Raw genomic sequence first — 11,977 nt, forward strand, 5'->3', positions numbered from 1 at the left:
GGGTGGTCGGGGTCAGTGGTCGAGGGCGCGCAGGGTGGCGAGGACGTCGTCGAGCCAGGCCAGCACCATCCGCTCGTACGCGATGCCGCCACGCAGCACGACGTGCTGGAGCGCGGCGCGGGCGTCCCGGGCGGCGGCGTCGGGGAAGTCGCGGCGCTCACCGGCGAGGTAGCGGGCCAGGAGCGCCTCGTGGTCGGCGCGGTACCGCTCGACCTCGGCGACGAGCGTGGCACGGCCGGCCCGGTCGGCGAAGGCCGCACCACGGATCTTGACGGCCAGCTCGTGCCGGACCGCCTCGGGTTGCACGGGCGCGCGCAGCCAGTCGGCGAGGGCGGTTCGCCCGGCCGGGGCGGCGGACCAGCGGCGCTTGTCCGGCCGGCCCTCCTGCCCGACCTGTTCGGCGGCGACCCAGCCGTCGGTCTCCATCCGCTTGAGCACCCGGTAGATCTGCTGGTGGGAGGCGGTCCAGAACCGGCCGATGGAGCGGTCGAAGCGCCGGGCCAGCTCGTACCCCGACGCCGGCTGCTCAAGCAGGGCGACCAGGATCGCGTGTTCGAGGGCCATGCCGGCATCCTGCTATGCAACAAGTTGCATAGGCAAGATCGCAGGGGTGTGCGTCACACGACGACGCCGCGCCCCGGACGGGAGCGCGGCGTCGTCGGACAGAGAACGAAAGGTCAGTGTCGGGACCCGGGACGGCGGGTCAAGGCCAACCCGAGGGCGATCATGCCGACGCCCAGGAACAGGTGCAGCCAGTTGTCGGCGGTGTTCAGCGGCACGAAGTTGGCGCCGCTGTCGTGGTCGATGACCAGCCCGTAGAGCCAGAGCACCAGGTAGATCGCGCCCCCGCCGATCAGGTAGGCGCGCGCCCCCGACGCGGTGCGGGCCAGGGCGAGCCCGGCCACGCCGAAGAGCAGGTGCACGATGTTGTGCAGGATCGACACCTGGAAGAGCCCGAGCAGTTTCGCCTGCGACTCATGCCCGGCGAACCTCATCGTGTCGTAGTCCGTGGTGATGCCCGGAATGAAACCGAGCAGCCCCACCAGCAGAAAGACCAGACCGACGAGCTGTGCGGCGCGGCGGACCGGAGAGGCCCCGGTCCCGCGCCCGGTAGCGGGCCGGTTCACCATGTCTGTCACCCCCGTTGAAGTGCGTGTGCCTGGGGATGCCCCGGACGGGCCGCCCCAAACCCGGCGGGGCAGGGCAATCTCGGCCCATTCCTCACCGCGACGCCAGTCGGGCGGCGAGCGCCGCGCGCAGGGCCTCGATGCCCTGTCCGGTCCGCGCCGCCGGCCATCCGCCCACCACCGACCCGGGACATCGACCGTCCGTCGCCGCGCAGCCGGGGCAGCTGGTACGCGATCTGCGCCAGCTCCACCTGCACCCGGCCCTCGCTGGTTCGGGCGTGCTCGGCGAAGATGTCGAGGATGAGGGCGGTGCGGTCGACCACCCGCACCCCGACCCGTTCCTCCAGGTTGCGGACCTGCCCGGGGCTGAGTTCCCCGTCGGCGATCACCACGTCGGCTCCGGTGCGCTCCGCGACCACGGTCAACTCGTCGACCTTGCCCGATCCGAGGTAGGTCGCCGGGTCGGGGCGGGGCCGGCTCTGCACGACGGCCTCCGCCACGGTGAGACCGTCGGTGTCGGCGAGCCGGCGCAGCTCGGCCAAGGAGGTCTCGGTGCCCGGGCCGGTGCCGTCGCCCCCGTCCTCCGGACGGACCGCGACCAGCACCGCCGTCGGCCGCTCCCCCGGTGCCGGCCGGACGCTGTCGCCCATCAACCACGAACCCGCCATGCTGCACCGCCTCGCCCTCGTCAAGTGGAACGAGGGCTACCCCGGACCACCCGGACCATGCCCGCCGGGTGGCGCTCGCGTACCGCTCGTCCGGTTTCCCGGCGGCGGCGATGGTGCCCGCCCGCGATCCGGTCAACCGCGTCGTCGTGGCGTTGACCACGCCCACCGGCGTTTACGTCACCGGCGGGGGGAGACTTGCCCTGGTGACGACAAAGGGGGAGACCGTGCCCGAGACCGATCAACAGCCGCGTGGCTGGGGCCGCACGCCCGACGGCGTGACCGACCCGCTTCTGTGGCGGCTCGCCGCCGACGTGACCGAGGCGCACCAGCCCGACGAGACGGGACACTGCGACAACCTGCTCTGCGACGGCCAGACCTGGCCGTGCGAGGCGGCCCGCAACGCCCGGCGGGCCCTGGCGCTGGCCGGGGCGGCGCCGGAGGAGCCCGCCGCACCGGGGTACGACGGGCACTGGCCGGCGCGGGAGCAGGGGCCGCCCGCCCTGCCGCAGCGCCACTCGCGCGCCGCCGAGGCCGCCTGAGTCCACGCTCGCCGCCGGGCCGCGCCAGCGGCACCGTGCCGACCCTCCGGCCGGCGACCCGGGCCGCCGGCCGGGGTCAGGACAGGCTCTCGGCGCGCAGGTCCTCCTCCGAGGCCCCGCGCCGCCAGTAACCGGAGAAGGTAACCCGCCGCCGGTCCAGGCCACGCTCGGCGACCAGGTGCCGGCGCAGCGCCCGCACGGTGGTCGATTCACCGGCCATCCAGGCGTACGGCAGGCCGTCGGGGAGCCGCGCGATCCGGACCGCCTCGACGAGCAGGCCACTGCCGGGCGGGGTGGTCCCCCGGACCAGCCAGCTTAGGTCGACGGCGGCGGCGGTGGACAGCTGCCGGATGTCGGCCGGGTCCGGCACCTCGACCCAGGCCCGCACCGGCGTGCCGGGAGGCAGCCAGGCGAGGATGCCGGCGAGCGCCGGCAGCCCCGTCTCGTCGGCGGCGAGCAGCACGTGGTCCGTGTCCGACGGCGGTCGGAAGCAGACGCTGCGGTTGTCCGGCTCGGCCGGGCCGAGCAGCACGACCCGGTCGCCCGGCCGCGCCCGGCCGGCCCACCGAGAGGCGGGGCCGGTGTCACCGTGGTGGACGAAGTCGATGTCCACCTCGGAGGCGGCGGGGCGCTGCCCGCTGATCGTGTAGGAGCGCATCACGGCGCGGACGGCCGGGTCGGTGGCCCGCCACCGGGCGTACCAGTCGGTGCTGGCGTCCAGCGGCACTACCGGCTCGGCCTGGCCGGGGTGCGGCAGGAAGAGCGACACGCTCTGGTCCCGGCCGCCACCGGCGAAGCCGGCCAGCTCCGGGCCGGTGAAGGTGACCCGGATCAGGGAGCCGCCCAACCGGCGTACGCCGCTGACCCGGGCGGGGTAGAAGCGGTAGACCAGCCGGCGGGTGCCGGTCGCGGTCGTCATGGCGTCAGCCCAGCCGCTTGGCGGAGCGGATGGCGGCGGCCAGGCTCTCCAGCAGTGGAGCCGCGCCCGCGTACGAGAAGCGGGGCACCGCGTCCCACGGCGTGATCTGGTTGGCCTTGACCGCGGGCAGCGCCTGCCAGGTGGGCTTCGTGGCGAGGTCCTTGGGTTGCAGCGCGGTGGACCGGTTGTCCAGCAGGATCAGGTCGGCCGGGAACTTGCCGGCGTTCTCCCAGCTCAGGCTCTCGAAGTAGTCGCCCTGCTCCAGCTTGGTCGGCACCACCAGGTCGACGCCCAGCTCCGCGAAGTACATCAGGTCGGTGCTTACCTTCGGGTTGGAGACGTAGAACAGGTCGGCGCTGCCGGAGGCGGCCATCACCCGGATGCCGGGGTTAGCCTTGACGGCCTGGCGGACGGATTCGGCGGCGGCCTCGAACCGGGCCTTGGCGTCGGTGACCTTCTTCGCGGCCGGGTCCGCGCCAAGGGAGCGGGCCAGCTCGGCGTACCGCTCGATGGGGCGGGTCATCGGGACCCGGGCGGTGGTGACAGTGACGCTGGGCGCCAACGCGAGGATCTTGTCCTTGCTCTCGTCCGGGACGTACCAGAGGGCGCCGGGGTCGTACATGTTGGTGACCAGCAGCTCGGGGCGCAGGGCCGCGTACTTCTCCAGGTTGAACTCGCCCCACACGTTGCCGAGCACGGTGACCTTGTCGATGTCGAGGTCGCCGGCCTGCGGTTCGAGCGACCCGTCCGCGCGGGTGGTCTCCCCGAAGACGCCGACGATCTGCGAGTCGAGGCCGAGGTCGAGCAACGCGGCGGCGACCCCGGTGAAGGCGACGATCCGGGTGGGGCTGCTCTTCAGCTCGACCTTCTGGTTGCGGTCGTCCGTGAAGGACCACGGGCCGCTGGTCGTGCCGGCGCCGCCGGGCACGGTCTTGTCGGTGGAGCCGCACCCGACCAGGAGGGAGGCGAGGGTGGCGCTGCCGGCGGCGAGCAGGCCGCGCCGGGAGAACCCGTGGAAGAACGAGGATGAAGGCATGGCTGACGTCTTTCGATCAGGACCGGACCGCGGCGATCCGCGAACACCGACTTAGGTTACCCTAACCTAACCTCTTATCAACAGCCGCCGTACGGTCTCACCCCACCGGAGCCGACACTGTCCGTCACCGCCCTCGTCGACGCCCCGCCGTCGGCGCCACCCGCCCGCCGCAGCCGACGTGGCGGCGCGCTCGCCGCCGGCCTGCTGCTCCTGCTCGCCGTCGTGCTGCTCAGCATCGCCGTCGGCGCCCGACCGCTCTCCCCCGCCGAGGTCTGGCAGGGGCTGGTCTCCACCGCCTCCCCGGAACACTCCGTGGTGCATCAGATGCGTCTGCCCCGCACGCTGCTCGGCCTACTCGCCGGAGCGGCGCTCGGCGTCTCCGGGGCGCTGATGCAGGCACTGACCCGCAACCCGCTCGCCGACCCGGGGCTGCTCGGCATCAACGCCGGCGCGTCGGCCGCCATCGCCACCGCCGTCGGACTGCTCGGCATCGGCACCGTCGGCGGCTGGATCTGGTTCGCCATGCTCGGCGCCGCCGCCGTCACCGCCCTCGGGTACGCCGTCGGCGGCGGCCGGCGGGCCACCCCGGAACGGTTGGCGCTGGCCGGGGCGGCACTCAACGCGGTGCTCTTCTCGTACGTCAGCGGGATGATGCTGATCGACGCCGCCTCGCTGGACCGGCTGCGGTTCTGGACGGTCGGGTCGCTGGCCGCCGCCGAGTTCGCCACGGTGCGGACCGTCGCGCCCTTCATCGCGGCCGGGCTGTTGGCGGCCCTGGCCGGCGCACGGGCGCTGAACGCCCTGGCGCTCGGCGACGACGCCGCGCGGGCGCTGGGAGCCCGGCCGGCACTGGTCCGCGTGGGCACGATCACCGCGGTCACCCTGCTCTGCGGCGCGGCCACCGCCGCCTGCGGCCCGATCGTCTTCGTCGGGCTGCTCGTGCCGCACCTGGTCCGCCGGCTGACCGGGCCGGACCTGCGCTGGCTGCTGCCCGCCTGCGCGGTGTACGCGCCGGTGCTGCTGCTCGGCGCCGACGTGGCCGGCCGGGTGCTGGGCCGCCCCGGTGAACTCCAGGTCGGCCTGGTCACCGCGGTGCTCGGCGGCCCCCTCTTCCTGCGTCTGGTGGCCCGGCGATGAGCGTGCTGCGGACCCCGGGCGGTCTCTCGCTGCGCTGGCGCCGCCGGTCGGCGGCGGTCGTCACCGGGTGCGCGTCGGCCACGCTGCTGCTCGCGCTGGCCGCCGTCGGCGGCGGCGGCGACCACCCGATGAGCCCCGCCGACGTGCTGCGCACCCTCACCGGCGGCGGCAGCCCGGCCGAGGAGTTCATCGTCGGCGAACTGCGGCTGCCCCGGCTGGTCACCGCCCTCGCCGTCGGTGCCGCCCTGGCACTGGCCGGCGCGGTCGTGCAGTCGCTGCTGCGCAACCCGCTGGGCAGCCCGGACGTGCTCGGCCTCACCCAGGGCGCGGCGACCGGGGCGCTGGTCGTGGTGGTGCTCGGCGGCGGCACCCTGACGTTGGCCGGTGCGGCAACCGCCGGCGGCCTCGCCGCCGGTCTGCTCATCGCGGCGGTCACCGGACGGCGCGGGCTGGCCGGAGCGCGGGTCGTCCTGGTCGGCATCGGCGTCGCCGCGATCCTCACCGGGGTCAACGGCTGGCTGCTCACCCGGGCGCAGCTGATGGACGCCGCCCGGGCGGTGCTCTGGCTCACCGGAAGCCTGGACGGACGCGGCTGGGCGCAGGCGCTGCCGCTGCTCGGCGTGCTGGCGGCGTCGACCCCGCTGCTGTTCGGCTACGGCCGGGCGCTGTCCATGACGGAACTCGGCGACGAGGCCGCCATCGCCGCGGGCGTGCCGGTGCGGCGGGCGCGGCGGGCGCTGCTCGGCGCGGCGGTGCTGCTCGCCTCCGTGGCGGCGGCCGCCGCCGGGCCGGTCTCCTTCGTGGCGCTCACCGCCCCGCACCTGGCCCGCCGGCTGACCCGGGCCCCCGGCCCGAACCTGCTGGCGTCGGCGCTGGTCGGCGCGGTGTTGCTGGTCGCCGCCGACCTGGTGGCGCAACGCGCCGTCGAGGGGCGGCAACTCCCGGTCGGGGTGGTCACCGGCGTGCTGGGCGGGGCGTACCTGGTGTGGCTGCTCGCCGCGCAGCGGCGGGCCGGACGGAGCTGAGGAGGACACACATGTCGGGCAACCCACGACTGGGCGGGGTCGGACTGACCCTGGCGTACGAGCGGCGGATCGTCGCCGAAGGGCTGTCGGTCGACGTGCCGGACGGCTCCTTCACGGTGGTGATCGGGCCGAACGCCTGCGGCAAGTCGACACTGCTGCGCGCCCTGGCCCGGACCCTGCGCCCGCGTGCCGGGACGGTGCTGCTGGACGGGCGGGACATCCACTCGCTGCCATCGCGCGCGGTGGCCCGAACCCTCGGCCTGCTGCCGCAGTCCTCCGTCGCGCCGGACGGCATCACGGTGGCCGACCTGGTGTCCCGGGGCCGGTACCCGCACCAGGGCCTGCTACGGCAGTGGTCTGCCGAGGACGAGCGGGTGGTGGCCGAGTCGATGGCCGATACCGGCGTGGCCGAGCTCGCCGACCGACCGGTCGACGAGCTCTCCGGCGGACAGCGCCAGCGGGCCTGGATCGCCATGGCGCTGGCCCAGCGCACCCCTCTGCTGTTGCTCGACGAGCCGACCACCTGGCTGGACATCGCCCACCAGGTCGAGGTGCTGGAACTCTGCGCCCGCCTGCACGAGCAGGGCCGAACCCTGGTGGCGGTCCTGCACGACCTGCACCAGGCCGCCCGCTACGCCACTCACCTGATCGCCATGCGGGACGGGCGGGTGGTGACCTCGGGCGACCCGCGCGAGGTGGTCACCGCCGATCTGGTGCAGGAGGTCTTCGGGCTGCCGTGCCGGATCGTGGCGGACCCGGAGACCGGCACGCCGCTGGTGGTGCCCGCCGCCCGCCGCCCGGCGATCAGTCCTCGACGGTGACGGCGGCGTAGTCGGCGGCGGTCAGCGGCCCCGGGAACAGCGAGCCGTCCGCCCGGGGCACGGCCAGCGGCCGCCCCTCCCGCACGAACGACACCCCGTTGACGTCGTCCCGCGCGTCCAGCGTGCAGACGATCTGGCCGTACGCCAGCACCTCGTCGGTGCGGCCGGACTCGTCGTCAGGTGGCGCCACACCCACCTCGGCGCGGCCGTCGACCAGCCGGCCGCCGGTGATGTCCACCGCCCCCGGCAGGGCGCTGCCCAGGCCGCGCGCCTGTTCGGCCGGGGACGGCCCGGCGAGCAGCCGGCGCAGGTGCAACTCGACGTCACCGGCGACGTCGACCTGCCGGACGACCCGGACCAGCCGGCCGTCACGGGCCAGGCAGAGCGGCTGGGTCACCCGGCCCGACTCGGGGCCCACCGTCGTCGGCGGGGGCATCCCCACGCCGACCGGCGTGCGGATCGCCCGGGGCTCGTCCTCGGCCGGCACCCCGCAACCGGCCAGCGCCAGCGCGCCGAGCAGGACGCACACCACCAGGCGCCGGGCAGGGCCGCCGACAAACCGGATCACGGCCGGACCCCCGGCAGCTCGATGCGGAACCGGGCGCCGCCGCCGGGCCGGTCCCCGACACTGGCCCGCCCACCGTGCGCGGCCGCGTGCTGGGCGACCAGCGCCAGGCCCAGCCCGGTGCCGTCACCACCGGCCCGGGCGTGCGCGGCCCGGCCCCGGACGAAGCGGTCAAAGACCACCTCCCGGTCGGCCGGCGGCACCCCGGGCCCCTCGTCGTCGACCTCCACCACGCCGACCGGGCCCTCGACGGCCAGACGCACCGCGACCGGGCCGCCGCCGTAACGGACGGCGTTGTCGAGCAGGTTGACCAGCGCCTGCTCGACCCGGCGCGGATCGACCGACCAGACGCCGGACGGCGCGGACCCCGGATCGACCAGCGATTCGGGCAGCGCACGGCAGCGGCACGCCCGGCGGGCCAGGGCCACCACGTCCACCGGCTCCCGTTGCGCCGGCCGGTCGCTGCGGGCCAGCTCGATCAAATCGTCGACCAGGTGCTCGAAGCGGGTGACCTCCTCGGCGACCAGGCCGGCGGCGGTCGCCGTACGCTCGTCGAGGTGCTCCCGGCGGCGGGCCAGCACGCTGACCGCCGCCGACAGGGTCTGCAACGGCGACCGCAGCTCGTGGCTGACGTCGGCGGCGAACCGGCGATCCCGCTCGATCCGCTCCGCCACCTGGTCGACCATCCGGTTGAACGAGGTGGAGAGCCGGGCCAGGTCCGGGTCGGTGCCCGGTGCCAGCCGAGCCGTCACGTCCCCCGCCGCGATCTTCTCCGCCGCGTCGGCGACAGCGGTCAGCGGACGCAACCCGTGCCAGGTGGCGTACCAGCCCAGCGCCGCCCCGGAGCCGGCCACCGTCACCGCCACCACGGTCAGCGCCAGCGCCAACACCTGGAACGTCTGCTCCAGCTCGCGCAGCGAGGTGATCTCGTAGTAGCCGGTCGACTCCGACAGCGGCACGCCGACCAGCAGCACCGGCTGGTCGTCCAGGCGGACCCGCTGCACCGCCGGCTTTCCTGCTCCGACCATCGCCATCAGCCGGGCCGGCACCGCACCGGACGGCCCCTCGTCGGCGCTGCGGGAATACCACGCGCCGTCGCGGTGCAGCAGCGCCCGCCGGCTGCCGCCGGTGTCCAGCGCGCGCAGCACCTCCACCACGTCCGGCCGCTCGGTCTGCAGGCCGGAACGCACCACCGCCGCGTCGAAATACGCCGCCCGCACCGCCGTGCGTTCCCGCTCGTCGAGCAGCGAACGACGGACCAGCTCGTACGAGACCAGCGCCATCAGTGCCGACAGCAGCAACGCGCCCGCCGAGAACGCCGCCGTCACCCGGGCCCGTAGGCCGAGCCGCCTCATCGTTGCAGCTTGTAGCCGAGGCCGCGGAGCGTGACCAGGTGCCGCGGGTTGGCCGGGTCCGTCTCGATCTTCTGCCGCAACCGCCCGACATGCACGTCGACCAGCCGCTCGTCACCGGTGTCGTAACCCCAGACACGGCTGAGCAGCTGCTGGCGGGAAAGCACCTTGCCGACGTGCTCGGCCAGCTCGCACAACAGCCGGAACTCGGTGCGGGTGACCGACACCGGACGGCCGTCGCGGCGTACCTCGCCCGCCTCGGGGCTGATCTCCAAGCCGCCGAAGGCGTACACCGGCACCGGCGCGGACGCCGTGCGGGCCCGGCGGCGCAGCGCCCGCAGCCGGGCGGAGAGTTCCTTGATCGCCACCGGCTTGACCACGTAGTCGTCGGCCCCGGCCTCCAGCGCGGCGACGATGTCGTGGGTGTCGTCGCGGGCGCTGACCACCACGATCGGCACGTCGTCGTCGCGACGCAGCTGCCGGATGCACTCGAAACCGTCGAGCCCCGGCAGCATCAGGTCGACCAGGACCTGATCGGCGGGGTCCTGCCGTTGCAGGCGCAGCCCCTCCTCCGCGGTGGCCGCCCCGCGCGCGACGTAACCCTCGTCCTCGAGGGCCAGCAGCAACGCCAGGCGGATCCGGTCGTCGTCCTCGATCACCAGCACACCGGCCATGAACGCATGGTGCCCGGCCGTGGCCGGCACGGCCAACCGAGGCCACCGTACGCGGGATTTGTCACGCAACTGTCACCGACCGCGCGGCGTCGCCACCGGCCTGGTGGCTGCGCTGCTGGGCACCATCGTCGCCCGGTTGACCGGCCTCGACGCTTACGGCTTCGACCGACGGCACCTGATCGTCCGGGTCCGGGCTCGCCGGCGCGCTGGTCGCCGGCACGGCCGGAGGCCGGCGCGGCGCGCGGTCACCCGGCCCGCCGGGCGGTCAGCGCGAGGGCGGGGCGGCGACGTGCGCCGGTGGCTTCGGCCCGAACGTGGCGAGGAAGCGGTCCCGGAAGGTGTCCATCCGCCAGACCGGCGCGTCCGGGCCGGGGCGCAACCCCTCGTGCCAGCTCCACTCGGACGTCCGGGCCAGCACCGCCGGGTCGCGGGTGACGATGGTGATCGGCACGTCCCGGCTGGCGTTCTGGCCGGTGATCACCGGCGAGGGCTGGTGGTCGCCGAGGAACACCAGCACCAGGTTGTCGTCGCCGTAGGTCTCCACGTACGAGATCAGCGAGTTCAGCGAGTACTCCACGGACCGGCGGTAGCCGGTACGGATCTCGGCGAGGCTGCGCCCTCCGAGCGCCGGGTTGGCGGCCACCGAGGTGGGCCGCTTGTAGATCGAACCGTCGCCGATGTGATCCCAGTCGAGAATCCGGGGGATCGCCCCCCACGGCGAGTGACTGGAGATCAGCGGGATCTCCGCCATGATCGGCGCCCGGTCCGGCCGGGCCCGTTCCCGCCGCTGGAACTCCGCCAACGTGTACTGGTCGGGCATCGGGGCGAAGTTGAACTTCGGGCCGCGATAGTTCAGACCGGCCGTGTCGTAGTACCGCTCGTAGCCGAAGAACTTCCCCTCCGGCCACGGTTCGAGAGCTGCCGGCATCACCCCGACGGTGTCCCAGCCGGCCCGGCCGAAGGCGCGGTTGAGGGTGAGCCGGTCGCTGCCCAGGAGGGTGGAGTGACGCTGCTCGTTGTCGACCCAGACACCGGCCAGCAGGGTGTCGTGCGCCAGCCAACTGCCGCCGCCCGCCGTGGGCGCGGTGAGGAAACCGCTGCGCGCGCCGAAGCCGGCGGCACTCAACCGTCGGTAGCCGTTGTCGAGCAGCGCGTTGACCTTGGGCGCGTACTCCGGGTTCTGGACCGCGTCCCGGCCGTAGCTCTCCACGAAGGCCAGCACGACGTCCTTGCCCCGTAGGCCGATGAGCAACTGGTCGCCGGGGACGTCCCGGAAGGCGTCGACCCGCATCGCCTCCGCGAACTCCTTGCGGTCGCCCAGCGCCTTGCCGACCTGGCGGGCGTGGTGCTCCACCAGCGCCGTCGAGCGGTGGTCCGCCACCGGCACCCCGAGTGTCGCACCGGCGACCCAGATGGCGGCCAGCGCCGCGAGCACCCGGATCGCCGCCCGGTTGTGCCCGGCCACCAGCCGGGTCAGCCGCAGCATCGCCCGCACGCTCAGCACCAGCAGCCCCAGGACCAGGGCGACCAACCCGACGACCGCGCCGATCGCGCCGATGCGGCCGACCGACTCGCGGACGAACGAGTACCCGTCGCCGAGCAACACCCAGTCGTGGACCAGGTTGAAGTTGCGGGCCAGGCTGGCGGCCATGCCCATGTCGAGCAGCTTGACGATGGTGAGCAGCGCCAGAGCGACCCCGAGCGTCACCGCCGCCACGCGGCGCGCCCAGCCGCGCAACACCACCAGCAGCACGCCGGCGACCAGCGCCTCCACCGGGATACGCAGGAACACCGCCGGGCTGAGCTGTTCGAGCTGGTTCGGGGCGGTCAGCAGCACGAACAGCAGCACGACGGCCAGCGCGCTGGTCACCGCGCCGGCCACGGCCCGCAACCGCCCCCGGGCAGGGGCGATCCGCTCGGCCGGTTCGGGTCCCGGTGCCGCGGCCGCGACACTGCCGGGATCGTCGCCGGCCGGCGGCGACGGGTCGTCGGGTGCTGGGGCGGCCTTCGCCGCGGGGTCCGTCGAGGGTTCGGTGCGGCCGGCGGCGCCGGCGGAACCGTCTCCGTCCGGGGCTTGGGGGTGGGGGCGCGACGGCACTGACACAGGGTCCCTT

11 protein-coding genes and 2 pseudogenes are annotated in these 11,977 nt (G+C 74.5%); 4 read left to right on the top strand and 9 right to left on the bottom strand.

What is annotated here, in order from left to right; all coding sequences use genetic code 11:
* Window positions 1–12: 12 nt before the first annotated feature.
* The 3 genes and pseudogenes from E1193_RS24020 to E1193_RS24030 all read right to left on the bottom strand — a co-directional run.
* Entirely contained in the window at window positions 13–564 is a 552-nt protein-coding gene (locus E1193_RS24020; RefSeq protein WP_132185446.1) for a PadR family transcriptional regulator, read from the bottom strand.
* Window positions 565–677: 113 nt separating this feature from the next.
* Window positions 678–1,130, bottom strand: coding sequence for a DUF4383 domain-containing protein (locus E1193_RS24025; protein WP_132185447.1), 453 nt, complete (start codon window positions 1,128–1,130; stop codon window positions 678–680).
* A gap of 152 nt (window positions 1,131–1,282) precedes the next feature.
* Window positions 1,283–1,795: pseudogene (locus tag E1193_RS24030) on the bottom strand (GTPase HflX); the annotation flags it as partial.
* A gap of 224 nt (window positions 1,796–2,019) precedes the next feature.
* Here E1193_RS24030 and E1193_RS33400 point away from each other — a divergent pair.
* A pseudogene (locus E1193_RS33400) lies at window positions 2,020–2,220 on the top strand (hypothetical protein); the annotation flags it as partial.
* Window positions 2,221–2,410: 190 nt separating this feature from the next.
* On the opposite strand, the gene E1193_RS24040 reads toward E1193_RS33400, so the two are convergent.
* Entirely contained in the window at window positions 2,411–3,253 is an 843-nt protein-coding gene (locus E1193_RS24040; RefSeq protein ID WP_132185449.1) for a siderophore-interacting protein, read from the bottom strand.
* 4 nt (window positions 3,254–3,257) lie between these two features.
* On the bottom strand, window positions 3,258–4,289 hold the full coding sequence (locus E1193_RS24045; protein WP_132185450.1) for an ABC transporter substrate-binding protein: 1,032 nt from the start codon (window positions 4,287–4,289) through the stop codon (window positions 3,258–3,260).
* A 201-nt stretch (window positions 4,290–4,490) separates the two neighbouring features.
* Between E1193_RS24045 and E1193_RS24050 the strand changes: the two genes are divergently transcribed.
* The 3 genes from E1193_RS24050 to E1193_RS24060 are packed head-to-tail and all read left to right on the top strand — an operon-like array spanning window position 4,491 to window position 7,272.
* Complete coding sequence (locus tag E1193_RS24050; protein ID WP_243707858.1) at window positions 4,491–5,426, top strand: iron chelate uptake ABC transporter family permease subunit; 936 nt, start codon at window positions 4,491–4,493, stop codon at window positions 5,424–5,426.
* Complete coding sequence (locus E1193_RS24055; protein WP_132185452.1) at window positions 5,423–6,451, top strand: iron chelate uptake ABC transporter family permease subunit; 1,029 nt, start codon at window positions 5,423–5,425, stop codon at window positions 6,449–6,451. The genes E1193_RS24050 and E1193_RS24055 overlap by 4 nt, the downstream gene beginning before the upstream one ends.
* Window positions 6,452–6,462: 11 nt before the next feature.
* Window positions 6,463–7,272, top strand: coding sequence for an ABC transporter ATP-binding protein (locus tag E1193_RS24060; RefSeq protein ID WP_132185453.1), 810 nt, complete (start codon window positions 6,463–6,465; stop codon window positions 7,270–7,272).
* Here E1193_RS24060 and E1193_RS24065 read toward each other — a convergent pair.
* The 4 genes from E1193_RS24065 to E1193_RS24080 all read right to left on the bottom strand — a co-directional run.
* The gene (locus tag E1193_RS24065) at window positions 7,256–7,840 is read right to left on the bottom strand and encodes a GerMN domain-containing protein (protein WP_243707857.1); all 585 of its coding nucleotides are present in this window, start codon (window positions 7,838–7,840) and stop codon (window positions 7,256–7,258) included. The genes E1193_RS24060 and E1193_RS24065 overlap by 17 nt on opposite strands.
* On the bottom strand, window positions 7,837–9,192 hold the full coding sequence (locus E1193_RS24070; RefSeq protein ID WP_132185454.1) for a HAMP domain-containing sensor histidine kinase: 1,356 nt from the start codon (window positions 9,190–9,192) through the stop codon (window positions 7,837–7,839). Before E1193_RS24070 ends, E1193_RS24065 begins: the two co-directional genes overlap by 4 nt.
* Window positions 9,189–9,863 (bottom strand): response regulator transcription factor, encoded by a 675-nt coding sequence (locus tag E1193_RS24075; RefSeq protein WP_132185455.1) that lies wholly within the window; start codon window positions 9,861–9,863, stop codon window positions 9,189–9,191. The genes E1193_RS24070 and E1193_RS24075 overlap by 4 nt, the downstream gene beginning before the upstream one ends.
* 265 nt (window positions 9,864–10,128) lie before the next feature.
* Window positions 10,129–11,977 (bottom strand): hypothetical protein (locus tag E1193_RS24080; RefSeq protein WP_207922837.1); only part of this gene is annotated, 1,849 nt, incomplete at its 5' end.

The sequence above is a fragment of the Micromonospora sp. KC606 genome, from assembly GCF_004348675.1.
GTDB lineage: Bacteria > Actinomycetota > Actinomycetes > Mycobacteriales > Micromonosporaceae > Micromonospora.

Bases quoted from the DNA above. Each gene is read 5' to 3' on its own strand.
- E1193_RS24020 (WP_132185446.1), bottom strand. From the start codon at position 564: ATGGCCCTCGAACACGCGATCCTGGTCGCCCTGCTTGAGCAGCCGGCG.
- E1193_RS24025 (WP_132185447.1), bottom strand. From the start codon at position 1,130: ATGGTGAACCGGCCCGCTACCGGGCGCGGGACCGGGGCCTCTCCGGTC.
- E1193_RS24040 (WP_132185449.1), bottom strand. From the start codon at position 3,253: ATGACGACCGCGACCGGCACCCGCCGGCTGGTCTACCGCTTCTACCCC.
- E1193_RS24045 (WP_132185450.1), bottom strand. From the start codon at position 4,289: ATGCCTTCATCCTCGTTCTTCCACGGGTTCTCCCGGCGCGGCCTGCTC.
- E1193_RS24055 (WP_132185452.1), top strand. From the start codon at position 5,423: ATGAGCGTGCTGCGGACCCCGGGCGGTCTCTCGCTGCGCTGGCGCCGC.
- E1193_RS24060 (WP_132185453.1), top strand. From the start codon at position 6,463: ATGTCGGGCAACCCACGACTGGGCGGGGTCGGACTGACCCTGGCGTAC.
- E1193_RS24070 (WP_132185454.1), bottom strand. From the start codon at position 9,192: ATGAGGCGGCTCGGCCTACGGGCCCGGGTGACGGCGGCGTTCTCGGCG.
- E1193_RS24075 (WP_132185455.1), bottom strand. From the start codon at position 9,863: ATGGCCGGTGTGCTGGTGATCGAGGACGACGACCGGATCCGCCTGGCG.